Genomic DNA, 24,111 nt, shown 5'->3' on the forward strand with positions numbered 1-24,111 from the left:
CAGGTGCTTTCATGAATTTTTTGTTTAAGAAGCGAGTCCGAAGGATGCAACGAATGTTTTCTCAATCGCCATGTAGTAAACACCGGAACCAGCGTCTACGATGTCATCGTGTCCCTTTCCATCTCCGACAAAGTTATGGAGAGTATTTAAAATTACTTCTATACTCGTATTCGGACTATTTACGATTACTACCTTCCCGATTCCAGCAAGACCGGCCCAAGGAAGCGCCCGAGAAAGTTTGTCTCCATTTGCGGGATAGGATGCACACTCGACACCGATCTCTGCGAGTAACGTTATGATATCCTCAGCCGCCCCCTTCCCCGTTGCACCGGGTTCTTTCTCGACTCCGACTTTTACTTTTCCGTATTTTGCATATTGAATCTTGTCGAGTTCCGACTCTCTTTGGATCCACTTCTTTACGTCATGCCATGCGAGTCGGTTCTGATCGAATTTCAGATAGAGTATTCCGTCTTTAATGCCTCCGATCGCTGTCGCGGTAAAGTCTGGATCGTCCTTAGCCGTTTTCTTAACAGTCGCGGCCAAATCCCAGAAACGAAAGAGCCGTATATCATTTGGAAAATCAGGCGCGTGTCCGAACCAGTGTCGATTGAATACTTTTCCAGCGACTGGTCGAGCATTCCAGTTTCCTTCGAGATAACGTTCCCGCTCATAGTCGGCCATCGACTTGAGATTAGCGAGATACCCCGGATTTTTTTCTAAAAGGATCTTGTTATCATATACGGAAGACTTAATGAAAGTGACAGAGCGAATGTCTGCTTCTGTAAAGTCAGGAAAAGAGTGAATGAGTTCTTTTTTGGAACTGGCAAAGTAGAATTCGTTCTTCACCCGAAGAAAGTAGCGAATCTTTCCATCTCTTTCAGGAATTGGAAATCCGGTTTCACGGTCTATCCACCAATCAAGAAATCTCCTAATCCAAGAATCAGGATCGGGGTTACAAGTTGCCCGAACGTAAGGAAGAACACCGCTTCCAGACCGATTTCGAGAACCCATAAAGAAAAATGTGTCTTCACTAAACTGGTTACACTCATCGAAGTAAAACCCAGCTACTTGAGAACCTTCCCAACTGAATTTTGTTTTCTCAAGTTGGAGGTGATGGTATTGAATACTCGCTTTCTGAATCCGGTATTCAAGAGCCGGTGACTCGCGAGCAACACCTCCGAGGAATGGATAAAGGTTATTTGCTTCGTCCCAAAGACCGCCGGGTTTTCGAAGGTCTGTAGAATTTTTTCTAAAGAAGACAGCGTTGAATTTTGGGATATGGATGTAACGGAGAGGATCAATCGTGATCGCGTAACTCTTTCCTCCCCCTTTGGCACCTCCGAAGAAAGCAATATCAGCAGGAGTAGAAAGAAAGCTCACTTGCGGTCCCGGTTGAGGCTGAATGATCCGGGATTTAGCGGTCAATCTTCGGTATTAGTTTCGTTCGGGTTTACATCGATCGGAGTTCTTCCGTTATCGGGAAGATATACGACAACTTGCTGAACTTCTTTTTCAACTGATAGCTTGTCCTTTCTACCCCACTCATCCGGCCACCGGCGTTCCAAAATCCAAGCCTTAGCCTGCCAGGAATCGGATTTCTGGATGTCGCTAAGTAGTTTTATCTTTGCGAGAGCTTCCTTTTCTTGAAGTTCCTGCACAAATTGCACATATTCGGAATTCTTTTTTTCTCCGGGGTCCGTTCCCTTAGATTTCCATTGATAGAAAGCGCGTTCCGAGATCCCGGCAAGAGCGCAGGAAGATTCGTAAGTATGGCCGTTTGAAATGGCCGCGAAGAACTTTTCTTTGACCTTCTCGCTTAACTTGGAAGGTCTTCCACTTTGTTTAGGCACATAAATCGTTGTCGTTTGTTTCTATCCATTCTTCGCAAATCTCAATCATCTTGAGAAATGCTACTGAATGGTTTTTTACGTTAAGGCGTCTTTTAACTTCGGTCATCACCTCTACGAATCTTTCAAAGTCTCCTAAAACAACGCGGTCCCTCTTTTCATCGACGAGCTTCTTTTCCAAAAGCTCTAACGTCTGGTCGATTTGTTTTAGATCCAGGTCGCTGTAAAAAAGCCGTATCTCATTGAGCTTTATATCTGATTCGGAAATAGGAACTAAATCGGGGATTTGATAGTTGAGAAGTGACTGCTCGTCAATTCCGGAGTAAGCCTTCCAATCCAGTTCTTTGATTTGGAGGTAAAGACTTTTGAGAATTCCTAAGTCGTCCTGTCCGGCGATCGAATTATGTGAAAGCTGAATCGCAAGCTCTCTTTCCGAATCGATGTCCTCGATATACAAGATTAAGATCGCTTCGAGTTTCGCCTTTATAGAAGCAGTAACGCGATGATTTCCAGAAATGATTTTGTATTTCTCTTCGATCTTTACTCCGAAAGGAAGTTGGGAAAGAAATCCGTCTTTCTTTACGTTTTCGACTAAGCGGTTCATTTGGTCCGGCGTCATATACCGGGCGTTGACCGTTAATAGTTCGCAGTCCTTTACCGGGTCTACCCATGCCAGTTTGTAAGGCGCGATATAGGAATTGATTTCTGAAAGTTTCTGATTTACTTCCTCTTTGTTTGGAACCATTCTTTAAAAATTTCACTCAAGGTCGCGTTTTTGAATTCTTGCTGGTAAACGAGTTTTCCTTTCTTACGGTCTGCCAGTTCGTACACTCCACGGTATTTCATGGAAACGGGGTGTGGAGTATAGACGGAAGTCTTCACGCCTCTATACGAGTGTAAATACTGTCTTGTGAGGAGTGCCTTTACTTCTTTAGAAAGAAGGAGCATGATGAGAAGTTTTGAGAGTCTTTTCTCTCCGGATTTAACTACGAAATCAGAAGAAACAAAAACATGATTCATACTACTCATAAATTTCTTAAATCCGGCAAATCCGAAGACTTGACCGTCTGCCTGGAAAGCGATTCCGAAATCTTCTTTGTCGGAGTAATTTACTCTTGAAGACATGAAGATATGTTTGTAATGGAAAATGAGATCCGTAGTCACTTTCGCGATTTCGATCTTTGGATTTTCCGAGAATTGGAAATCGGTTGGAACGATCTTCAATGTCGTAGACTCGTTGCCGGGTGTTGGCGTAAAAAAGTAGGTCTTCTGGCTTTCGAGACTCGTATAAAGCGTAACGTCCCTTTTATTGGAATATCTCACTACCCCTTTTTTGAAGGCCGCGAGCTCCGGAAAATCAACGTCTGAGTAAATAACGGATTCTCCGGATTCCAAAAGGGAAAGATACGTTTTACCCGCATTCTTACTGTCAAAAAGATTGTACGTCGCCCTTTCGTATTCAAAGACTTCTTCCACGGTATTATACATTTTCTCATACCCGCCTTTATAGGTAGGTGCAAAAAGTAAACTTACTCCGTCGCAATCCTGAACGTGTTTCAAAAAATCCCCGAAGTAAAAGGATTCGATCTTAAAATCAAATACTCCCCCCGATTCGAATTTTTTTAAGGTTCGATCATAGAAATCGTCCCCTTTTTCTAAATAAGAATCCCACATTTCCTTTTGGAAGTCATTCTTACAAGGCCGGAATTTGGAAGTTTTCAAAACATACATCACCTCTACGAGCTTTCTGTATTTCGAATCTTTCGGCCAATTTTGAAAAACGGATGAGTAAGTAGGGTCATTGCATTTTAAGGGAGTATCCTGATTTAGAATAATGTCTGCAATGAGCTTAGAGTAAAGGGAGACATCGTTTGAATAAACTTTATATCCAAGTCGGGATAAAAGTCGGTCTGTCGTGAAATTGCCAGAACAACCCACGAAGATTTTTCGAGACTTTGGAGTCGTCGAAATTAAATCTACGAGGATCGCTCTGGCTTCTGGCGGGACGGAGCCTATAAAACCCATTTAAAGAAGGTTCGGCTGGTTCGTTTCTTCTCTACTTTCTGCTTTATACTCTTCGACTTCGATTCCGGTCTTTTCCTTTATCCAATCTGCAACAAGGCGTCTGTGACAAAAATCACCCGGTTTTTCATAACAAAGAAGCGCAATGTCTTCTCCTTCGGAAATAACACCCAAATCAAAAATCACTTTGTGCACATTTAACTTAGATAGCTGGTGAAGGAACTTTTCCGTATATTCCTTCAAAGGCAATTTTAAAGTTTCAGCGTCCGGCGCGAGCGGAAAGTAGTTTAACCCTTTCCAGTATTTGGCATATCTCGCGATCGAAATCGGGATTATTTTTTCAGGAAGTTTTCTTACATTTGCGAAGTAACTCGTATAAATTTTCATCTCATCATTCCCGTAAAGGTAAGTGGATAATGCCGACGACTGTGTTTCGTCGCGATCCGCTGACCGATCTCGTTTAAGTTCTTTAGGTGAGGGGTTGCTAATTCCCTCGCCTTCTCGTAACTGATTTCTTTACTGAGGAGTTGTAACCGAATGATTTGAATCTGGTATCTGGACTCTTCCGCGTTCATTCGATTCCCTCAATTACCGTTTTTTTAGGATCAAGGAAACCTTGTTCTTTTAAGTTTTTGTTCCAAATGTTGCAAAAACCTTGAATGCTCTTTTGAAGTTTAAACGAAACGGCTCGAATTGAACCGTCTTCTCTTAAGAGGTAAACTTCATCGTATCGTCCTCTATGACCATCTTGCACAAAGAGGTAGGGAACCATTTTTAGAACTATCTCTACCCTATTGATTCCTTTTTCTTTTTTGAGTCCATATTCCTCGATAAATTCGAAACACACTTCTGGATCTCGCATCAAATCTCCGTTTTGGATAAAGTTGTGAGAAACGGAAACCGCGTCCTTCCCTTGAGGTCCGGTTCCGATATATTCGATCACGAGATCCATATACCCTTCATTTTTGATTCTTAATGCTCTGTTTTTTAACTCTTTCAATCCGCCGTTTTGTTCGATGATTTGCATTATGGTATTCATACTTTCTTTTCTCCGGATTGATTTTTTGAACGATACAGTTCCAAATAACCTTGTTCCTCGAAAATTCCATCCCAAAGATAGCTAAGGACTTTCAAAGCATTGAGTTTCTTTTGATTTGTGTGTTTGATTTGACCGTCTTCATTCATTTCAAACACTTCGTCCTTCTCCAGCATGTGCTCTTGAATGTATGTATATGGAAAATAGAGAATTTGCTTTTCGTATTTCAGTTCCTCTCCGTCCATTTTCCAAGTTCCGAATAGTATTATTTCAAATTGAATTTTAGGATTCGCTATCCATTCTCCCTCCCTTGAGACGAGTTGAGTCACCTGAATAGCATCATAACCTCTCGGTCCCTTTCCTATTGATTCGATTTCAAGAACGGACTCCTGTTCCTTTTCTATTCGAACACTGCTTTCTTCTATGCCCCTCTTGCCACCGTGTTTTCTTATGATCCCGTGAATCGTTTTCATACGTTAGTATCCTTTTTACTAATTTTGTGATTTAAACCACTAGAAAACGAATCTACTAAGTAAACTTTTATTTTAATATTATGCTTTAATAATATATTATTTATTCTAAAGCCCACTTATCAATTTTCGACCTTACAAATTCCTCATCGACTTCCTTTACGAACTGAATCGTATGAACAGGAGAATGATCTATATAGGTGTAAATCGAAAGGAAATCTTTCCACTTTTCTTCTCCGGATGCTTCTTTCATCATTATAAGCCGACGAATATCTTCTACCGAGAGGTCAAAGATCCTTTGATTCTTGGAATTGTATTTCTCGACGTAGCGTATAAACTTAAAATTATGAACGAGCTTTTGAAGTGTGTTCTGGGAAATCCGCATATAGAGTGCGGCCTCTCGAAACGTCATTCTGAATTCGATTGATTCGTTTGGATTCGATCGATTGATCGAGGTTTATTTAATGGAAAGTTTCCTATGAAGTAATAAATTAAAAGAGCGGTGATTCCAAATACGAAATAACCTGCCGTTAGCCAGAAAAGAAAGATTACAAAAATTCCGAACATCCTATTCGATTGATTGCCTCCACCTGCGATTTAAAAAACCGCAGGGTTCACGTTTGTAATTTGAGTTTTAAGCCGCAATTTTACCGGTTTCAGCGAATTGCGTTAGAATAGTGGCCGCAAGTTTCGCGGTCTCTTGATCGAACCGGATTCGGTCCCCATTATCAAGACCAAACCAGATAGTCGATTTTTCTCCGAGTTCGTTCGTTTCTTCGATGCTCGAACTTCTTCCAAGTGCATCCAGAAACTTCGCCTTTTGATAACCTCTGGGAGTTGTGTGAATATACATTTGTCTTTCTTTCATGCAGTTTTACTTTGCGCGTTTGATTTTACGGTCTCTATTTCACTCATTTTTATCCTATGTTCGTCTCGAAGGAATTCGTCACTCTTTGCTTTCTCTTTGTAATTTGGAGAAATCCAATCTATCGAGCAAGGTTTCGGATCGGCGTCAATAAGCTCAAAGTCTTCGAGTAGTTCTTGATAGGAAAGCCACTTGGTCCTTTTGTCTTTGTAACGAACGACCTGGTAGTTTCGAACTTCCCCTTCTTCTAAAATGAGAGAAGCAAAACAAAGTAGTTTGGATTTTTTTGACCTCACTGTAAAAAACCTTCCACCTTCGAGAATTTTTCTTTGCGCTTCTTTCCGATACCCTTCCTCCAAGGCTTCGAGAAAGTCGGCTTTTAATTCTTGATCCGTCCTTTCCTTCAATTTCTTCTGTGTTAGGCCGCGAGCGTTTCCTTTTTAATTCCTGCTTTCGGGATCTGGCTTTCCAGTTCGTCAAAAACGTATTTCACTTCTTTAAACTTTAACTTTGGATAAGACCATTCCAGGATCTCCCAAGTTTTCATTACTGCATAACCTTCTCGGAAATGCCAGACGATTGAATCTCTTAAATTTTTATCCATGTTTTTGTTCTCCTTTTGGATTTGATTTTTGATTCTAAAATATTTCACACAGCTTCCTTACGTTCCAAAGAATGAAGAATCGGAGAGCCTCCCTCTTCGTTCACATACTTGTCATAAATCATACGAATTGATCCGGTAAGTTCATCCGGACTCTTCGCTTGACGGATTAGTTTCATTGAACTGCTGGTCAATTTTTCCGAGGCCCAATCTTCAAATGACGCGAATCGCTCTGACAATACTGGCTTCTGAATAAATTCTACTTTTTTCGGAGCCTGCGCCGATCGATTCTCGACTGATTTTTTCGATTTCGTTTCAGACAATAAGCAGAGTGCGTTGTAAGCATTTTTGATATGGTCTTTATAAGAAAACGCGGAAGAGATATTTACCGGCCTCGATTGCCAAAAAGTATCGGATTTGAAATTTTCAGAATTTCGAATTACGATTAGTTTCGAAATGGTTTCCAAAACTATTTCCGGTCTGGATCCTTCTTGAAAGGCTTCCCATTCTTCGAGCTTACTTTTTTCCGTCTTTGGATAGTGATCGTATTCTTTCCATTCACGAAGGATTAGGTCTTTTGCTTTTTCAGAAACATTCAACCAAGTGGTCTCGGCTGAAAGCGAGAGAGCTTCCTTTTCTATCTCTTTTTTATGTTCTTCTTTTATTCCTTTAATATCTGATCCACAATTTGAGGGGTGTATACACTCCTTATCCTGGGGAGTGGCATCCACATTTTGTGGAATCCTATCCACACCGTATGGAGTGGGTTCCTCTTCCTGTGGGGTGGCTAAATCGATTTTTTGTGGAGTGGGTTTTTGAACCTTAACGTTAGCAAACATAACCCGCAAAGTTCCGACCTTTGTTTTTGTAAGACGAACGCGGATGACGCCTTTGCGAGCCATTCTAGAAATCGCTTCGGAAATAGCTTTTTCCGATTTCTCCATGATGGCCGCAAAGTAAGCGTTCCCCGAGGTACATCCTTCCTTTCGTTTGGAAAGGTGGAAAATCATGGAGAATAGAATTTTTTCCTGATCGGTAAGATTCAAACCGTTTACGATCGTGAAATCGATCCAAGTCCCGTCCATTCCGGACGGGCGCTCTTTTTTTGTTTTCACTTTCATCGCGATGCCATGACTTCCGACACAAGACTGTCGGGTTGCTCTTCTTCTATAGCTCCGCACTTCGAGCAGTAATTTTGAAAATGCTTGGAATGAATAAAGTCTTCCTCGCATTCGCAATCCCAAAAATCTTCATGGAGTTCCTGAAAATCCGATTCTTCTTTTATCGAGATAAAAAACTTTTCTGTATCGCCGGTCCTGAGATAAAAACAGGTTAAACCATGAAGGAAGCTGTCTAAAATCTCTAAGTTGTCGGTCACAAGTTCGATTTTTCCGAGTCGCCGGACAACAACAGTTTCGCTTAGAAATATTTGGAATCCGAGCGGACCTTTAAATTGCGAATTGCCCTCCTCTCGAAATTCGTAGTGATCCAAGAGGTTCAAAATAGTCTCGTTTTTCATTTCCATTGCTACCTGTTCTCAAACCGAGTCTGAACAAAATAAGTTTCAGCTCTTCGTTTGTTTGCACGTTTGGAAACTTGGTTAGCAAAATTGAGGGCTTTTCGCTCCCTTCTTTTTCTAACGAATGTCTTGATTCTTTCTTTCATATTTCGGAATACTCTCATGCCGCAAACCTCCAGTGCTGTTTTGCGATTTCGATTTCTTCCTCGTCCCAAAGAAAATTGTCGTAATTCGGAAAAACAAATTCTATGATTTCCTCTTTCGAATCCGTATTCATAAGGAGTCTTCGAATTGCCCTCGCGGCCATGCGATAATCATCTACTAAAGATTCAATATCGGAAGCCGGGATTTCAAATTTCCTAAACCCTTCGTGTGATTTGTTTTTCGTAGGTTTACCGAGATAGATAATCTCGGCAGGTAGCGAAAGCGCCTTACACTGTAAGGCTACTTGTCTTCTTACTGAATCTTTAAGCTCACTTGGAAAACTCTTTGCTGTTTTCAGTTCGATGATTTTTTCGGGAGTTAAAAAATCGAGATACCCGATTGCCGGAATTTCGATTCCAAGATCAAATTCAAATTTCTTCTGAAAAACTGCGGAGGGAATTTCCTTGAAATAGGAAAAGCCAGCTCGAATCGACGGCTCTATATAGGAAAATTCCTTGTCTCGTTTTTCGGAGTAAAGATCGCGAATCTCCCCTCCCCTTTGAATTAGAAAATCTTTTTCAGATTCTTCAAAAACTCGAAGTCCTGTTTCCAATGCGGAATCGACATCGTATTCGGAACCGGCCATATTCGAAAGAACGCAATTTTTCATTGCGTTCTCAATCGCACGACCGCGCCAAAGTGAAGGACCGTCCCCTTTATGTTTTAGAATATATTTGAGAACCCATTTAGCGGGGTCCGTGATATATTCGTTCAAAGCGGAAGCGGACAAGTGTTCGATTCCGTATAGGTCGAGTTTTTTTCTCAGTTTATTGGATCTTTTTATGGAAGGATACATTAGCGTTTTCCCTCCTTGAGCCCGACAAGTTCCGGTTCCTGCTTCGAGGACGGAGTATTCTTTATGGAATCTTCGACTCGAATCGAATTCTCTGAAATTGTTTTGTCCGATCCAGTTTCTTCCTGCTCGGGAATGTTTGGATCCTCGATCCAGCCATATTCTCCAAGAACGTTAAGAAGCTCGTTTTTACCGTCGTTGAAAAAATAAACTTGGGATTCCGAAAAGGTGTCTTTAATTTTTTCCCAGCTTTTCAGTATTCTCAGAAGTTCATTTTTCTTTTGCTCGTCGGTAAGGTTACTCGCTCTTTGAACCTTTTGGATTAAGTTCATAAGACTTCGGTATTTTTCTGCGGAAGTTTTTTCCTGATTTGTTTTCGCAGAAGGAGGAGTAATATCTTTTTCGCTTTTTGATTGAGTTTCCGGTATTTGAATTTCCACAACCGGAAGTTCTTCGAAAGTATAGAGGCCGGATGTTTCGTTCGGAAATGCTTTTCTAAGTCCCAGAGATTCAGCGCACTTTGCAAGTTGGTTGTCGGACATTTTGTCCCACATTGCATTTGGCTTGCCGTCTGAATTTTTTTGAACATAAGCCTCGTATCTGGCGACTGCATAGAGCGGTTCAACGAAATCTTTTCGTAAGATTCCAATCTTAGCCGCAACGGGTGGCTCTTTTTTCAACCAAACGTCTACCCAAATCCCGTCCGGTCCGCACCACCAAGGACCAAGTTGTCCGGCATATTTTTCAGTTCGATGCGCGATAAGACGAAAGCCATCAATCGACGTTTGAACTTGCATCACGTGTGTTTTCTCTTTAGAATCCCAACGCTTGATTGCATAGATTTGTCGCAGGAAAGGGTCAAGACCTGTTCGTTTGCATTGAATCAGAAAGAGACTCAATTCATCATCACTGGCCCCTTTTGCGACGGTTCTTTTTAAAAGCTCAATTTGTTCGGTAGTAAATTCGAACGGTTTTGATTTTGTTAGTTGTGATTCTTGCGAAATCTCCTTCTGTAGGGTAGTCGTCATACGCACTCCCTTTTTCGGATTTCATCGGCTAACGATTTTAACTTTCTATCCAATCTATCCCAGTTCTGAACTATACGAATTGGATTTATAAATCCTCGTTCGTGCAGAATTCCAATTTTCTCGCGTTCGTTTGGTTCGTATCCGTTCGTTATTCGAAACGCTTCAAACGCAATCTTAACTTCGATCGCTATTCTTCCCATTCTTGAATTCAAATTCATCGAAATTGCTCCATTATCAAAATTTGATTGACTTTTTGAAACAGAGGCATTCACTTGAACTAGGTTTACTTAGTTTACCATGATCCCAAAAAAAGCTCGGTTGCCGCCGGGCTTTTTTCTTTTCAGTTTCAACAAATCTATATCCCAAATGAAATCTATGGATCGAATTAAATCCGAAGGGGAATATACCCATTCACATCTTTTTACTGCTTGCATCATACCGAAGCTCTAAAGAGTATCTCCATATATTCTTTTGGAATATTATTTTTACATATTACACGTATAGGATTTAAGTCAAGTAGGAAAAGAATTATGAAGGCGATCGATTCAACACCGGGCGAGAGGCTTGCAGAAGCCCTCACATTACTCGGACTCAACCAAACGGAATTTGCGGATACCATTGGCTCTTCTCAACAAACGATAAGTAGGAATATAGGTGGGAAACTTAAGATTACGCTGACCGACGCATTAGCTATCGAAGCAGTTCATAAAATTTCTCACGAATGGCTTTTGAACGGCAAAGGACAAATATTTGAATTACCCGAGAGCCAAAAATCCGAAATAGCAATTCTAAAAAAAACAACTGAATTCATTCGGAAAATAAATCAAACAAAAGGACTTTCTTCCTTAATTGAAGATATTATTCTTTTGTCTGAATCAGATCAGGAAATGATTCGAAGTCTAGTTAAACATTTTAAAAGCAAACAATAGAATTTGATCGTTCTAATCGCTTGCTTGAAAAAACAGACTCTCAATTTTCAAAATCTGTTCCTCTATCAATTCTTCGTATTCTCTCTTACCGAAATACAACTCTTGAACGAATTGTAGAATCAATTTCTTTAACACTTCTTTACGAAGATTTGCGTCGCCCTGTTGGATCGGCAGGTCTTTCCATATTAAAGCAACGTCTTTTTTGGGGTTCATTATGAGACTTTTTTCTTTCACGCCTTCGTGATCGCACACATATTGAAAAAGAGTCCATTCAAGAATTTATCGATTAAGAAAAAAGTTAAGGACTGTCCAATTTTTTTTCTTCTTCCAAACTCAAGCCGCCGTTGACAAACCGCTTCGCCAAATGGTCTCTTTCTTAGGTCGATTTTTACGACATTCAGAATATTCATAACGTTGCACGGAATAGCTCACTCCAGGCGGTGCCGACTGCTGTAACCTTTCTGCCTCAACAATCGCAGTTTGTTCTGAATTTGGACCGGAAAACTCTTGGCCTATGGCTCCCCAAACCCTCTGTGTATTTGGGGTTGGATCAATATGCTTATATATGTGATATTCGATTCTCATTTTACGCCGCGTCATTGAAAGTATGATTCTTCGATTTTCTTTTTGCTTCCAAAAACTTTATAGCATCCCGGCGATCCATATACAAAATCTCTCCATCTTCTTCACGAAAAAAGAAAGTATCGGAGTCGTTAAGGGGTTTGAGAGTCTTTTCCAGTTGCGCAGGGGCTTCCTTAATATTAAATTTTGAAATTCTCATTTAGTTCTTACCTTTATGGTTTAGTATTTTGTTTCTACTTTCCGAAAAGACCACATTCTATTTTTTAATTTCTATGTTTATGATAACCGACGTGCAATAAGCAATCACGGGATATTTGATTTTAAATCTACGCGACTGCAAGATCACTGTCGATGTCTACTGAGTAAAATGAACAAACGATTCTAATTTGTTCCTGACAGATCTCAAATGACCGATTTATTTCTACGTATCCGAATCTTTGAAGCCTTTGAATATATCGAAATACAAATGCAGGAGAATCCAACGTTCGATCAGAAACGTCCTGAATTTTGATCTCTTTTTTGGATTTCATTAGAAGAGCCAAACTTAGTATCCCGACTTCAATTTTACTCAATCTCGAATCAAAGAGAAAGGACCCCTTTGCTTCGCCAAACATATCCTTCGCTTTTTCAGTATAAAATTCGTAAAATGCCAATCGCGATTTTCTCATGCAATTTCTCCTAAAAATGAATCTGAATCGTAAAATTCATTTGTAAGATTCACGAGCTTTCCACCTTGAAATAGGCTATGGCCTTTTTTCAATTTCGAGTCAAAGCATTCTGTATTTTCTATTGAATATTGCCTGAATAGGTAAATCCGATTCTCCCTTTCCCGCCATCGACTCAGAGAAATTACGTTCAAAATTTTTCCGTTATTGCTGATTTTCTTTCCAGAGCTTTTGCCCTTAGTATTTGTTCTAGTATCCAACTGTTTATCCTAACTTTAAATATTCTATTTTCGAATTTTTTATTTCGCCTAATGATCGCTAAATTTCGATCTACTAAGTTTAACTTCATCAATTTTCAATTTTTAGAATGTTCCTTTCAATAAAGCCTTGCCAAAAAGACTGATTTGCAAAATATATCTCCAGCATTTCGGCACCGATTTAACCAAATGAAAACATATTTATTTTCTTTCTTGAACGATATTAGCAAACCAGAATGCGTTATGAGTCCCTTTTGCTACCTTCTCGAAACAAGATCCGTTCTTGCGACCACCTATCTTCACCAATTTTTCTTAGTTTTACTCACCTTCCAATGGGTAGGACAGGAAAAGGCCTTTTTTGCCAAAAACCATAATAATTATGGTTTGTAAAGACATATAATCCATAAATATTATGCCCACAAAGAACACATTAAATTCTAATTTCAAAAAAATCCAAAAAGAGCTGAATCAGTCTAACGAGCAAATGGCAGAGGTCTTTCGGTGCTCAGTTCCTACTTTTGAGCTTTACAAAGCTGGAAAACAGATAATCCCCGAATATCGCTGGGATTATTTTGAGGCGAAATACCAAATAAGACGTGAATGGATGCAAACAGGTAGGGGAGATAGGGAAAAGAAAAGCTCAAATGATATTTTACGAGAGCTTGGAGAGGAAATGAAATTTTTAAAAAAACTTAAAACCCAGAAGCTGGCCGATCGGCTCGCAAAGATTCCCGATGATTTGCCCCCAAAGAAGTTAAAAATTTTGCATGACTTCCTTGATCTTTATCTTGAAAAAATTGAATAACCTTCTCTACGGTATCATCTACAGATTTAATCGGATCTTCACCTTTTACAAAGTTTTCAGCGAATTCGACAATCAATGTCTTTAATTCCGTTCGTAATTTGCTTTCCGCACTGGATAACATTACTTTCTTGCTCATACCAGAACGCTTCTCAACAGACAGTAGGACAGTCAAACGATTCGCAATTAAAAGAAAGTCCGTACTATAACTTGCAGAAATATCGTTTTCTTAGAATCGGTATATCAATTATTAAATTATCTATTCTTAGGCCGAAATGGCAGTTTCATATCCATTTTATTTCCTTTTGATTTTACTCTCAAATACGGTTTGAAAGATGTTCGACCTATGCCGCTTCCTGTTTTTGATTTGAACCCGGTTCTTGAAAAAAGATTGCGATCTTTTCTATTATCTCTTCCGTGAAATACTTAAAAACGATCATTCTTAAAGATTCAGGTATTGCATTTTTAATCAAAAGAGATCCAGAACGTTCTTCCACTTGAATTTTCTCGAGAATTTCGATACTCGACTTGGTTAAGCGCTCTTTCGACCAGTTAATAAAATCTTCCCAAGAAGAGCCTTTTTTACTATTTTCATGAAGTTCACTTTCATTTTGAAGATTTTTACAAATTCCTAAAACATACCGAAGGTTCGACTGCATCCCTCTCGTTGTAGCAATAGCCAGAGATTTTGCGAATACTGACTTTCCAAATTTTTCTTCTAAGGCTTGAGCGGTCAATTTCGAGTCTTTCGATTTTATTTCAGATGTTACAACCTTGCTCGTTGCAGTACTTAATATATTCTCTGTACTAAAGTCTTGTACAACCAGCCCACCCTCTTGGTGTACGCCACTGGAAGCGCACTCATTAGGATTGGTATTCTGGAAGACCACGATAGGGATATTTTTTTCATCAGAATCGTCTTTTTTGGGATTCTGTATATCCGTGTTTAATTGAGCTATCTCAAACAACGTAATAGTGTCATTATCTCCCCTACCCTCTCGTTTCGGAGAAATCCAACCCAGTTCTTTGAGACGCTTTTTGTATTTTATTACAGTATTTTTAGTTAGCGCAGATCGCGAACAAAGAGTGGCTCTTTTGATCTTTGGATTCTCTTCGTCATCCGGACCTTTTCCTATTGAGGCATAGCAGAGATTGCCCCGACCGCTAAACGACCACATGGCACCGAAGACGATTATCAACTGCGCCTTCTCTTTTGGTTTTATTCGTTTGTCCCGAAGAAATGCTCCGGGTACTCGTAGATGAATGCCTTCCACGATTTTTTCCTTTTCTGAGGTGCGGACATATAACGGGTTACGCACGGCAGATTGATTTGCCCTACTTCAATTCGGGGAACTCATAGGAATAGCTTGGAGCCTGTTCGGATGGTCCTCGATTCTTTGCAATTCGGCCGTATTGTGAGATGGGCCGTGTCTAAGTTATGTCTCCTTAGACGGGTACAAATCTAGATAAACTGGTTAAAAGCCGTCAAGCAGAAAAAGAGACATAATTTTATTATTTTGGAGGAATCGGACGAGCCTGCGGGCATCTCACCTCCACACAGGCTGTCTGCAAAGAATCTCGGAATGATTCTCTCGGTACATTAAATCTGGTGTACTGATTTGGGTACTGTTTTTTTGAAATAAATTAAAAAAAATTGAATAGTTCGTAATTCTTTATTTAAGGGTTAGGGTTTTTGAAGTTTGTCAATTTCCTTTTGTTTGCTTTTGATTTGCGTTTGAAGGGATATTATTTCATTTTTAAGCGCCCTAATTAGAGCTTGTTTTTGCTTAGTAGTGAGCGGAAACTCCTGATGTTCGGTTTGTTTTTTTTTGGAAGACTGAGTTTTGCCATCCCTACCTTTGCGTTTTTCCAGGTGGGGAATTTCCCCACCTGATTCCAGCCGCTTTCGAATAGTGCTAACTGTTTTGTGATCCACGCCAGCTTTTTTTGCTATTACTCGATCCGATTCCTCTGGAGAATTACGAAGTTTCCACTCAGCAATTTTCCTCTTTTGGTTATTTGTGAGATGGCGGCGCTCTAAGTTTTCCCCCAAGGCAAAGTCGATTTTCTCTTGTCTGGAGCCGCCTTCGTAAACTTCAATATCAAGCGTTTCGAAATTTAATTTTGTAGAAATTTCTAGGCGGTTTGCACCAGATAATACTAAGAATTTGCGGTTTTCTCCGAAGTATCCACGCAATGGGTCTTTTACTCCAATCTTAGAAATAGAAGTATATAGCTTTGCGTAATCCTCATCGGAAATTGGCATCATCCATTGTACTTCTAAAAGTTCGGGCGCAAGCTCCATTTGAGAAATTTTATATGGACGCGATCCGACTTTTCTCAGTCCATTTTCACTCATTTCTTTTTCTCCAAAATAGAAAGTACGACTGATACCAATCCGTCATTTAATGAAGATGTTATTTTCCTGTCCTCCGAAGCTAATGAGCTAGAGGTTATGTTTTTTGGGAGAAATCCAATCTGATATTTATCAAAATGGATTCTGAATAATCTCGCGTATCTGGCTTGAAATCCATCCCCTTCCGGCTCTTTCCAGCCGATGTAGATGATTTCCGGAGTTTTTTCTAGGTTTAAAATTGATTCTACCGTATAAAGAGTTGGATCAAAAGAGGGAGGTGTTGTTTCGCAAGGGACAATAATTCTATTCGCGAAAAGTATCGCTGAGCGTGTTATCCCTTGGACAGTTGGCGGCGTATCAATTAAAATATAATCGTACGAATCCAGAATTGAGTTTTTGAAAGTGTCTCGAAGTGCAAACGGCTCAATCGAAGCAAAAATTTTATCTAATTTGTGATTCGCTGGAATAATGTGAAGAATCCCATTGTGTTTGGAGTGATGTGAGGGATGGATGTTTTCATTCAATTTGGGGGTATCGCCCATCAGAATATCAAAGAGTCCCTTTCTCGTTTCCGTCTCTTCGGACCTATGTAGGTGGAGAGAAGATATTCCACCTTGAGGATCAGAATCAATTATGAGTACCCTTTTACCTAAGTTGGCTAGACTTTTTGCAAAAATCGAAGTTTCAGTCGTTTTGCCGGCCCCGCCTTTTTGATTAACTATTGCGATTATTTCCATCGATTATAAGCATTCTAGTTGTACAAAAATTGGGAAAGCGAAAATTTTGAAATACCTAATTTGCTTAAAAAAATCGTTTACTGTATGTCAGTCGTTGAGAGGAGGCGATTACTTAAACGGGCAATTATTGAAAATTGGAGTAGGTTCGTCTGCTTAGAAGTTACCAATGTCAGGGAAGCCAGGTGGGGAAATTCCCCACCTGTAGAAGAGTATATTCAAGTAGCCAGGTGGGGCTAAAAAATAGTTACACAAAAATTGATCTTCAAATTCTCAATCTATAGAATTGGTAGCAATCGCATTAAAGGCATCTCGCAATCTATCTATATGGACGGAAGGTTACTAACAAAATGTAGGATAGTCAAATGACTTTTCTAGAGAAAGTATAGTTTATTTTATTATTTCAATAAACGTATTTGATTGGATGAAGGGTGCTACTCGGCAATAAATTGAAGAGGGATTGACAACAAGTAAATCAGGTTTTGGATAGTTCACTTTTCAATCTTTCAATTTGAATCGTTAGCTCTCTATTCTCTTCAACTAAGAAATCCCGTATTCGTTCAGCTTCATGGAGTTTATTTTGAAGGGATATTTTTTCCGAGAAAATAACTTTCAGTTCGTTTCGATACCAATCGGCTTTACGCTTCAGAATTCTTTTTTTAAGAATGAGACGGCTCGTAAATATATAAATTTTAAGTTCCTTTGGGAGCGTCTCTTTTATAGTACGAAATTTTGCCGCGACGGCGATCTTGCGTCTCAATATTGGCAGGCTTCCTAATGAATTTTCTAACTCGTGGAGATCATACCATTTAGGCATATTTTGCATTCTCCGAAGAAAAATATGTTTTTCTATTTGAGTTCCAAAGAACTAACATATGCAATTGATCCGAACATTGCGTTTTGCGAGTTGCCTTTTTCGGTCGGCGGAAGTTATCTAAAAAAAACTCATTTTCTTTATTCAATTTTCTTTTTAAGATTGTCATAAAATGCCTTTAGCTTAATGTTTTAGTACAATTCAGAAGCGAGCTCATATCTTACTGATGAGCAAATTTGTGATGCATGTCAAATAAAATTATCACAATACCATTAGAAAATATCGACCTCTCGTCTCCCGGAAAGCGGCTTCGTTATGCTATTAAAAACATTCTCGCTATGAACGACGAAGATTTTGCTATTTCCGTCGGGAAGTCTCAAAACTATATAAGTTATATCTGCAATGATAAGCGACCATTGCTCGATAAGCTTGCCGCAGAAATCGAATCTGTTCATAGAATATCTGGTCTTTGGCTTATAAGGGGCGAAGGGAGTGCGGAGATAAATTCTGTTTCTGAAGGAAGCTCTGGAACTATTCAAAAAATGAAGAAAAGAGATTATCTTTGGAATAAAATTTCTAACGACAAGGCAGAGGATATTCTTTTGGCATTTTACGACCATATTCCGGTCGAGACACGAAATCTTATCTATCAAATGATATCCGCAGTATCGAAACAAAATCGATCTACTTAAAATATTTTCCAAATTTCTTCGAAAGAATTTGTGCCCGTTTTTCCACGGAGAGTTCCCCGGCGCCGGTTGCTAAGTTGTAATCCTGAATCAAAATCTCTTTCGTAATTTCCTCTTTCTGCTTTGAGCTTTTTTGAACATATCTTATTGGATCGAGTTTTTCTAATACTCGCAAGAACCAACTTGAGGCCATCTTGTTGATGATTGGTAAATCCTCCCCTCTTATTACCTTTGATTTAATTTGAAAGGCATCATAGTGTAGTATGGCGACCGCCCAAAATAAGGAAGCGATGATTAAACCGATTGAAGAGAGGTATGGTTTGTAAATTCCGAAAAGGGGCAAAAAATACACGAAGATCGTCGTGAGCGGCAAGGCAAGGATCGCTCCTAATAAAACTAAAAAAAGCCTGACTTTGAAATCGCCCCGCGAAATTAGCATCTTCCGGATAATAGCACAAATCGACAATATCATCCAAAATACCAAATAAATCACCAAAAGATGATAATTTAGATTCAAATCAAATATGAAGTTATTATGGTCCTTGAGGGTCGCCATATTTTGCGTTAAACACACAATGGTAACATATGCAAGTCCGAAAAAGCCGAGAAAATACGACCATATTGGTAGCCTTTTATCAGGGTTTTCGATAATCGAACTAAGAGCATATAACGTGAAAGTAGCATAAGAAATCGGAAGGAAAGTAAGATTTAGCGCTATATTGCGAAATTCAATAGGAAGAAATACTCTGAATGCCTGTATGATCATCCATGAAGAGAGAAATAAACTTAAGATTAAAAAAATAGTCGGAGCCTTCTGTTTTGGTTTTAATTTAAAAACGTAAACGCCAAAGAGAATATGCAGAACGCCAGCTAAGATTGGAAAGAGAATGTTTAGATTCAAAGTGATAACCTGAATGATAAAGTTTCGAATTTAAAATATTTAATTAAAGATTTTTGTGTCGCTTTTTAACAAATGCTTCCATTTTAAATTTCCAAAAAAGTAATTGTCGTGACAATAGGTATTATAATAATACATTTGTCAATAAAAAAGTATTATTTCTGGACTTAATTTGGAAGAGCAAAATAAACGATTAAAAATTATTCTTTCTCATTTTGGCGGGAATCAGACTGAGTTTGGGAAAACCATTAGTAAATCAAAACAAACTATAAGTAGTTGGCTTAGCGGTAGGTTTACTATTCCTGAGGATTCCGCGATCATCATTGAAATGGTTCACGGATTTAGGCGTGAATGGATTTTACGTGGTGAATCGCCGCAGAGGGTTCCTGATTTTCTTTCTCGTAATAACGAGCTAATCAAAAGTATCGATTCCAAAAAAGGTTTGCGAGAATTGGTCGAATTACTCATGCGATTGTCGAAGAAAGAGTATGAAATCGCGCAAAAATTGCTAATCGGATTGGCAGAAGGGAGCGCCAACCGCAAAACTTTGTGAAGCTATTAAGAGGCTTTCCATTCAAAATAGTATTGTTATGGAACTTAATTAAATATAAAACCTGTGTTCTAAGTAAGTGTAAATGATATCTTACTTGACTAATTTATTGCAACGTTGTCTTTTGGCAAAAGGATTTTGTGATTTATAAAGTATAGTCGCATCACATATGTGGGCTTCCGACTTCGGATCACGAATTGCTCCGAAACAAATGAAATTTTATGTAGTAATCTTTATTTCCGCTATGTTGTTTTCTTTTACATTTGAGATTCATACAAAAGAAAAAGGGAAAGAGAATTTATTACGACTGAATTTAGAAAAAGCAATTCTAATCGGGATCACAAACAATATTTTTATAAAAAATATTGAAAGACAAAACGAAGTTCTTGAATTAACGCTCAACGAAAAATGGAGAGAGTATCTTCCTAAGTTAGGAATTTCCTATTTTGGATTAAGAAATCTAAATCAAAATCAAGTCGATTCGGTTTACAATGATATTCGATTAACCGTTCAACAGCTCCTCTATGACGGCGGTGAGAATTTTAAGAATATCGAAATAGCAAAGTTGTCTGCTGAGCTAAATAAAGCCGAATTCAAAATTCAAGTTCGAAAAATTAAAATCGAAATAGTAAGACAATATATGAAAGTTCTTGCTACTAGAGGTAAGTTACTCACTTCTAAAAGACTTTATAAGAGTTTTAAAAATCAATTAAACGATATTATTTCCGAGTATCGAAACGGGCTAAAAGCCCGAATCGATGTTCTTGAAATCGAACAAAAATTGAATGAAGCGCAACTTGGTTTGATAAAGGCCGAGAAAGATCATAAGGCAGCGGTCATAGAGCTAAAGTTATTTCTCCAATTAGAAGAGACGGACGAAGTTGAAATTAACGAAAACGTATTTTACGATTATATTCTCAGTGATCCTTTTCCAATATTAAACAAGGATGAAAGCGATTTAGAACATAACCGACCTGATCTTAAAAAAACGAAGATTGTCGTCGATAAGTTGAAAGTCGAAAAAGATATAGCAGAAGACTATTGGAAGCCTAAATTTCTTATCGGAGGATATGCCGGTAAAAACTCGAACGATACGAATCCAGTAAATCATTACAATTATGGGTTTAATTTCTCCATAGTATTGCCTCTGGGTAGTTCAACGTTCCAAACTCAATCCAACTACGGTGTTCAGACTGATGGAACCGGAATTCAGCGTATTCCCGGATATGGTCCTCAGTTTGTCGGCCAAGGTGAAAATACGTTCAATAGTGCGAATCTGCAGTTGTTTGATAATCTATCCCAATCCCGTAAAATATTAGAAGGCGAGCTAAAGCTTAACGATGCTGTCGCGGCTTATAATATCGCAAAAAAGCAAGCAGCTTTTGAAGTTGTAAAGTCCAAAGACAAGCTCACGGAAAACTTTTCTGTGATCTATGCGGTTAGTAGAAAGGTTATTCTATCCTTAGAAAATTATAAAATAACCAAAAGTAAATTTAAAAGCGGCCTTATAAAAAGGACTGAATCGTTAAAGGCTGAATACGAACTTTCAAAAGCACAGGATGAGCTTGCCGATTCGTATGCAGAATATTTGAGATCTTGTTACGAATATTTCAATGCAAGCGGAAGGGATCTCGTAGATCTTCCTTTTTACAATATCGCAAAAGGGAAAGGGAACAGCATAGTTTCGCAGTTGATAAAGGAAAATCGTGAAAATTTGGATCTCTTTCCGGAAAGAGGGTACTAATGGAATTCTCAAAGTTAAATCGAACGTTATTTTTGAATTTCGTAATCTTTGCAGGTTTCATTTCTTGCAATAACATAAATGATAAAGCCGGAAAATTTTTGCCGTATCTGAATTCGGGAGAGAATCCAAAAATCCTCGTCTTCACACCCGGTTCGAATGAAGCAAACGTTTCTCCGAATACGAAAGTGCAGGTAACGTTTGATCGTTTGATGAAAATTGATACTTGTGTAAGTTCTCTTTCCATAAGTCCAAATGTGACAGGCTTTTTTCATACAACACCCATAAGTATTGAATTTACCCCTTCCGCTAGTCTAAATGCGGGTACTTATACCGTAGCGATCACGAAAGGTTGTGAATCGGAAGGGGGACAAGACTTAAAAGACGTATTTACATCCCGATTTGCAGTCGGAGCTGCACCAGGAAGCAGTGTTAATTCTCCTTCCATCCTTGCTGTCAATACATTGCGCGGTAGTTTATCTGCTTGTTTAGCTGGAACGGGGTCCTTGTCAGATATGATCGCGAATGATATTACGGACGGTTGTCTTGGTACGACAATCAACCGCAATCCTATTTCTATCTTTTTTTCAGAGCCAATGGATATTGCTCTGACTTCGCTTGCGGTTGCTCTATCGCCAAGCATTCCCTCGGATTTCGATTGGTCAACGGATGGGAGAACGCTTACGATTACCCCTGATTTACCAAATACATTCGGACAGAGGATTACTGTAAATGTCAGTTCGAATGCAACGAGCGCTTTGGGATACAAAATGGCAAACTCGAGTTCGGTTAGTTTTGTGGCGGGCGGTATATTTTCATCTCCTGCGGTTCAGGCTATCGGACTTGCAAGTCAAGGTTGTGCAAACGCATTGCCCGGGGTAGGGGCAGTGCTCGGGGGAGACTGGACTTTGGGGTCGTGTTTTTGGGATAGCTCCCTAGCGTTGTTGGGTGCCGGATCTTACAGGTTTAGAGGAGGGGATGACGGAACGGGGTTAGTCGGATCTCCGAACGCGTGCGCAGATGTAAACACTGATAATTTTCGAATCATCTTTAGCAATTATATGCAAACGGCTGTTACAGCGAGTGCGGTGCGCATTCAAAGAGTGTCACCTCCTCTCACAAATGCTCGAATTGCAACGTACGTTTGGTCCGATTGTCAGGCAGTTTTTCCTTTTGGTTGTCGAGCTTTAACAGTTTCTTTTTCAGAACAAGAAGCTTCTTGTAATGGAACCTTATTCGGAGATGCTTCTACAGGAGGAGACTTTAATCTTCTACGAACAAGCACGGCTCCCGTCGGATTCCCTCTTTATAACTTAATCGTAGACACTACTGCAAAGGATGTAAACGGTGCGAGTTTACAAAGCCAGTTCATATTCGGAGTGGAAGGGAAATGAAATTTAACAATAAAAATCTGAGCGGTGTTATCGTTTGCTTTTCCTTACTACATTCCTGCTCTCTCATACCATTCTATTTTTCGAAACCGCAAAGCGCAAAAGATACGGGAAAAAATGGAGTTGTAGTTATCGGGGATGTAAGAGTTCGCGATTCAACCGGTGCTTCGTTTGTTCACGATATTTTTCGTGAAAGTTTACAATACAATCTTTTGACCGAAGGATACTCACCGATCGTAATCGATGACGAGGTAAAAGAATTTACCCCTTTTAAAAATTTCAATTTTATACAAATCGAAGAGGACTCCAAGGATAAACCGAAGGCTAACTTATCAGGCTCAGGACCATTAGAAGTGGCGCAGGAAAATCCGGTAAGAATACTCGGAAAAACGGAAAAGGAACTTCGATCTTTTCAAGAAAAAGTTAAATACGATTATTATTTGGATTCGACTGTGATTCTGAAAGAAGTCGGCTCTGTAATGGAAGGTAAAAATTCCCTACTTATTTTTATCCGAACATACGACAAGTCGGGTAAAAGAATCGGCGAGGTCGAATATATTACTATAGGCCCGAAAGATAAACTTGATACAGTAATTTCCGAAAGCGTTAAAGAAATATCGAAAAAATGGAAAGGTTTAGCGGGTCATTGATGAACATTATAGAATCAGCGAAAAAGTATACCAACAAAATGAACGTTTTTCTAATTATAGGAAGCGCGGCAATTATCGTAGTGGGTCTCTATATTCGTTCTTATTTTCTAGAAAAAGAAATTGCTGAAATCTATTTAGAGGGGATTGCACAATATTCGTCAAACCATCTTCCAGAGGCTAAGAGCGCATTGTTAAGAGTATTAGAGTTAGATAATAGTCATGCAGACTCCTTGTTCTTGTTGGGAAAAATCGAATTTTTTTCTAAGAAGTTTCAAGATGCGGAAAACTATTTTGGAAAATGCAAAATAGAAGATTCAGGGCGGCTCGACTGCTTATTTTGGAAAGCCAAATCCGGTTTTTTAGTTGGTAAACACTATGATAACGTTGAAAGCGAAATCTCTTTTTTAAAAGCAAAAGGTTTTGAACATCCCGAATTAAGCCATCTGCAAGGAATGCTTTATGAAAGATCCGGAAAGCTATCTCTTGCACTTAAAAGCTATGAGGAGGCGCTAGGTTTTACCGTAGTCGCGCTTCCGACATTACAAAGATTGGAAGCGATCTACTCGAAAGCCGGATTTAAAGAAAAGGCGGAGAAATACGAAATTTTCAATCGTTCCATCCGCGAATTTCATGCAAAAAATATTACTAGATAAACAAGAAGGATTCTC

The 24,111-nt window shown here is 39.2% G+C and carries 31 protein-coding genes; 8 read left to right on the plus strand and 23 right to left on the minus strand.

Features of this window, described 5'->3' with window-relative positions:
* Positions 1-24 precede the first annotated feature (24 nt).
* The 16 genes from DLM75_RS22115 to bet form a co-directional block, all read right to left on the minus strand.
* Positions 25-1,425 (minus strand): terminase large subunit domain-containing protein, encoded by a 1,401-nt coding sequence (locus tag DLM75_RS22115; protein ID WP_118970684.1) that lies wholly within the window; start codon positions 1,423-1,425, stop codon positions 25-27.
* Positions 1,422-1,850, minus strand: coding sequence for a hypothetical protein (locus tag DLM75_RS22120; protein ID WP_118970685.1), 429 nt, complete (start codon positions 1,848-1,850; stop codon positions 1,422-1,424). Before DLM75_RS22120 ends, DLM75_RS22115 begins: the two co-directional genes overlap by 4 nt.
* Positions 1,843-2,466, minus strand: a complete 624-nt coding sequence (locus tag DLM75_RS22125) for a ParB N-terminal domain-containing protein (protein WP_118970732.1) — start codon at positions 2,464-2,466, stop codon at positions 1,843-1,845. The genes DLM75_RS22120 and DLM75_RS22125 overlap by 8 nt, the downstream gene beginning before the upstream one ends.
* 101 nt (positions 2,467-2,567) lie before the next feature.
* Positions 2,568-3,872, minus strand: coding sequence for a putative antirestriction adenine methyltransferase (locus DLM75_RS22130; RefSeq protein WP_118970686.1), 1,305 nt, complete (start codon positions 3,870-3,872; stop codon positions 2,568-2,570).
* A complete protein-coding gene (locus tag DLM75_RS22135) occupies positions 3,873-4,256 on the minus strand; it encodes a DUF488 family protein, N3 subclade (protein ID WP_118970687.1) in 384 nt (127 codons plus the stop codon). It abuts the gene before it with no gap.
* A complete protein-coding gene (locus DLM75_RS22140) occupies positions 4,253-4,444 on the minus strand; it encodes a hypothetical protein (RefSeq protein WP_118970688.1) in 192 nt (63 codons plus the stop codon). The genes DLM75_RS22135 and DLM75_RS22140 overlap by 4 nt, the downstream gene beginning before the upstream one ends.
* Complete coding sequence (locus DLM75_RS22145) at positions 4,441-4,908, minus strand: DUF6908 domain-containing protein (protein WP_118970689.1); 468 nt, start codon at positions 4,906-4,908, stop codon at positions 4,441-4,443. The genes DLM75_RS22140 and DLM75_RS22145 overlap by 4 nt, the downstream gene beginning before the upstream one ends.
* The gene (locus DLM75_RS22150; RefSeq protein WP_118970690.1) at positions 4,905-5,378 is read right to left on the minus strand and encodes a DUF6908 domain-containing protein; all 474 of its coding nucleotides are present in this window, start codon (positions 5,376-5,378) and stop codon (positions 4,905-4,907) included. Before DLM75_RS22150 ends, DLM75_RS22145 begins: the two co-directional genes overlap by 4 nt.
* A gap of 100 nt (positions 5,379-5,478) precedes the next feature.
* A complete protein-coding gene (locus DLM75_RS22155; RefSeq protein WP_241548019.1) occupies positions 5,479-5,787 on the minus strand; it encodes a hypothetical protein in 309 nt (102 codons plus the stop codon).
* A 222-nt stretch (positions 5,788-6,009) separates the two neighbouring features.
* On the minus strand, positions 6,010-6,243 hold the full coding sequence (locus DLM75_RS22160; protein WP_118970691.1) for a hypothetical protein: 234 nt from the start codon (positions 6,241-6,243) through the stop codon (positions 6,010-6,012).
* Complete coding sequence (locus DLM75_RS22165) at positions 6,240-6,647, minus strand: hypothetical protein (RefSeq protein ID WP_118970692.1); 408 nt, start codon at positions 6,645-6,647, stop codon at positions 6,240-6,242. The genes DLM75_RS22160 and DLM75_RS22165 overlap by 4 nt, the downstream gene beginning before the upstream one ends.
* An 11-nt stretch (positions 6,648-6,658) precedes the next feature.
* Positions 6,659-6,844 carry a hypothetical protein gene (locus tag DLM75_RS22170; RefSeq protein WP_118970734.1) on the minus strand — a complete coding sequence of 62 codons (186 nt, stop codon included), beginning with the start codon at positions 6,842-6,844 and terminating at the stop codon, positions 6,659-6,661.
* 44 nt (positions 6,845-6,888) lie between these two features.
* Entirely contained in the window at positions 6,889-7,962 is a 1,074-nt protein-coding gene (locus DLM75_RS22175; protein WP_118970693.1) for a helix-turn-helix domain-containing protein, read from the minus strand.
* On the minus strand, positions 7,959-8,360 hold the full coding sequence (locus DLM75_RS22180) for a hypothetical protein (protein ID WP_118970735.1): 402 nt from the start codon (positions 8,358-8,360) through the stop codon (positions 7,959-7,961). Before DLM75_RS22180 ends, DLM75_RS22175 begins: the two co-directional genes overlap by 4 nt.
* 160 nt (positions 8,361-8,520) lie before the next feature.
* A complete protein-coding gene (locus DLM75_RS22185; RefSeq protein ID WP_118970694.1) occupies positions 8,521-9,360 on the minus strand; it encodes a PD-(D/E)XK nuclease family protein in 840 nt (279 codons plus the stop codon).
* Positions 9,360-10,385 (minus strand): phage recombination protein Bet, encoded by a 1,026-nt coding sequence (gene bet, locus DLM75_RS22190; RefSeq protein ID WP_118970695.1) that lies wholly within the window; start codon positions 10,383-10,385, stop codon positions 9,360-9,362. Before bet ends, DLM75_RS22185 begins: the two co-directional genes overlap by 1 nt.
* Before the next feature lie 530 nt (positions 10,386-10,915).
* Here bet and DLM75_RS22200 point away from each other — a divergent pair.
* A complete protein-coding gene (locus DLM75_RS22200; RefSeq protein WP_118970697.1) occupies positions 10,916-11,314 on the plus strand; it encodes a helix-turn-helix transcriptional regulator in 399 nt (132 codons plus the stop codon).
* A 12-nt stretch (positions 11,315-11,326) separates the two neighbouring features.
* On the opposite strand, the gene DLM75_RS22205 is transcribed toward DLM75_RS22200, so the two are convergent.
* Together DLM75_RS22205 and DLM75_RS22220 are read right to left on the minus strand one after the other, a co-directional pair.
* On the minus strand, positions 11,327-11,527 hold the full coding sequence (locus DLM75_RS22205; RefSeq protein WP_174715107.1) for a hypothetical protein: 201 nt from the start codon (positions 11,525-11,527) through the stop codon (positions 11,327-11,329).
* 695 nt (positions 11,528-12,222) lie between these two features.
* Positions 12,223-12,564, minus strand: coding sequence for a hypothetical protein (locus DLM75_RS22220; protein WP_118970700.1), 342 nt, complete (start codon positions 12,562-12,564; stop codon positions 12,223-12,225).
* Positions 12,565-13,302: 738 nt separating this feature from the next.
* Between DLM75_RS22220 and DLM75_RS22230 the strand changes: the two genes are divergently transcribed.
* Positions 13,303-13,623, plus strand: a complete 321-nt coding sequence (locus tag DLM75_RS22230) for a hypothetical protein (RefSeq protein ID WP_147456688.1) — start codon at positions 13,303-13,305, stop codon at positions 13,621-13,623.
* 341 nt (positions 13,624-13,964) lie between these two features.
* Here the strand turns inward: DLM75_RS22230 and DLM75_RS22235 are convergent, their stop codons facing one another.
* The 4 genes from DLM75_RS22235 to DLM75_RS25080 all read right to left on the minus strand — a co-directional run bounded on the left by DLM75_RS22235 (position 13,965) and on the right by DLM75_RS25080 (position 17,536).
* Entirely contained in the window at positions 13,965-14,894 is a 930-nt protein-coding gene (locus DLM75_RS22235) for a helix-turn-helix domain-containing protein (RefSeq protein ID WP_118970703.1), read from the minus strand.
* Between the two features lie 410 nt (positions 14,895-15,304).
* Positions 15,305-15,979 carry a chromosome partitioning protein ParB gene (locus DLM75_RS22240; protein ID WP_118970704.1) on the minus strand — a complete coding sequence of 225 codons (675 nt, stop codon included), beginning with the start codon at positions 15,977-15,979 and terminating at the stop codon, positions 15,305-15,307.
* Positions 15,976-16,713, minus strand: coding sequence for a ParA family protein (locus DLM75_RS22245; protein ID WP_118970705.1), 738 nt, complete (start codon positions 16,711-16,713; stop codon positions 15,976-15,978). Before DLM75_RS22245 ends, DLM75_RS22240 begins: the two co-directional genes overlap by 4 nt.
* Before the next feature lie 472 nt (positions 16,714-17,185).
* Positions 17,186-17,536, minus strand: coding sequence for an LIC_10907 family protein (locus tag DLM75_RS25080; protein ID WP_118970706.1), 351 nt, complete (start codon positions 17,534-17,536; stop codon positions 17,186-17,188).
* A gap of 233 nt (positions 17,537-17,769) precedes the next feature.
* On the opposite strand from DLM75_RS25080, the gene DLM75_RS22255 reads away from it, so the two are divergent.
* Positions 17,770-18,216, plus strand: a complete 447-nt coding sequence (locus DLM75_RS22255; RefSeq protein WP_118970707.1) for an XRE family transcriptional regulator — start codon at positions 17,770-17,772, stop codon at positions 18,214-18,216.
* Here the strand turns inward: DLM75_RS22255 and DLM75_RS22260 are convergent.
* The gene (locus DLM75_RS22260) at positions 18,209-19,114 is read right to left on the minus strand and encodes an LIC10906 family membrane protein (protein WP_118970708.1); all 906 of its coding nucleotides are present in this window, start codon (positions 19,112-19,114) and stop codon (positions 18,209-18,211) included. The genes DLM75_RS22255 and DLM75_RS22260 overlap by 8 nt on opposite strands.
* A 169-nt stretch (positions 19,115-19,283) precedes the next feature.
* Here DLM75_RS22260 and DLM75_RS22265 point away from each other — a divergent pair, with 169 nt between their 5' ends.
* The 5 genes from DLM75_RS22265 to DLM75_RS22285 all read left to right on the plus strand — a co-directional run bounded on the left by DLM75_RS22265 (position 19,284) and on the right by DLM75_RS22285 (position 24,096).
* The gene (locus DLM75_RS22265) at positions 19,284-19,664 is read left to right on the plus strand and encodes a transcriptional regulator (RefSeq protein WP_118970709.1); all 381 of its coding nucleotides are present in this window, start codon (positions 19,284-19,286) and stop codon (positions 19,662-19,664) included.
* A gap of 208 nt (positions 19,665-19,872) precedes the next feature.
* Positions 19,873-21,405 (plus strand): TolC family protein, encoded by a 1,533-nt coding sequence (locus DLM75_RS22270; RefSeq protein ID WP_241548020.1) that lies wholly within the window; start codon positions 19,873-19,875, stop codon positions 21,403-21,405.
* A gap of 98 nt (positions 21,406-21,503) precedes the next feature.
* Positions 21,504-22,796, plus strand: a complete 1,293-nt coding sequence (locus DLM75_RS22275; protein ID WP_241548021.1) for an Ig-like domain-containing domain — start codon at positions 21,504-21,506, stop codon at positions 22,794-22,796.
* Positions 22,793-23,443: a lipoprotein gene (locus tag DLM75_RS22280; RefSeq protein WP_118970711.1), complete on the plus strand. Its 651-nt coding sequence runs from the start codon at positions 22,793-22,795 to the stop codon at positions 23,441-23,443. The genes DLM75_RS22275 and DLM75_RS22280 overlap by 4 nt, the downstream gene beginning before the upstream one ends.
* A complete protein-coding gene (locus tag DLM75_RS22285) occupies positions 23,443-24,096 on the plus strand; it encodes a tetratricopeptide repeat protein (protein WP_118970712.1) in 654 nt (217 codons plus the stop codon). The genes DLM75_RS22280 and DLM75_RS22285 overlap by 1 nt, the downstream gene beginning before the upstream one ends.
* The last annotated feature ends 15 nt before the right edge of the window (positions 24,097-24,111 follow it).

It is taken from the genome of Leptospira stimsonii (assembly GCF_003545885.1).
Classification (GTDB): domain Bacteria; phylum Spirochaetota; class Leptospiria; order Leptospirales; family Leptospiraceae; genus Leptospira; species Leptospira stimsonii.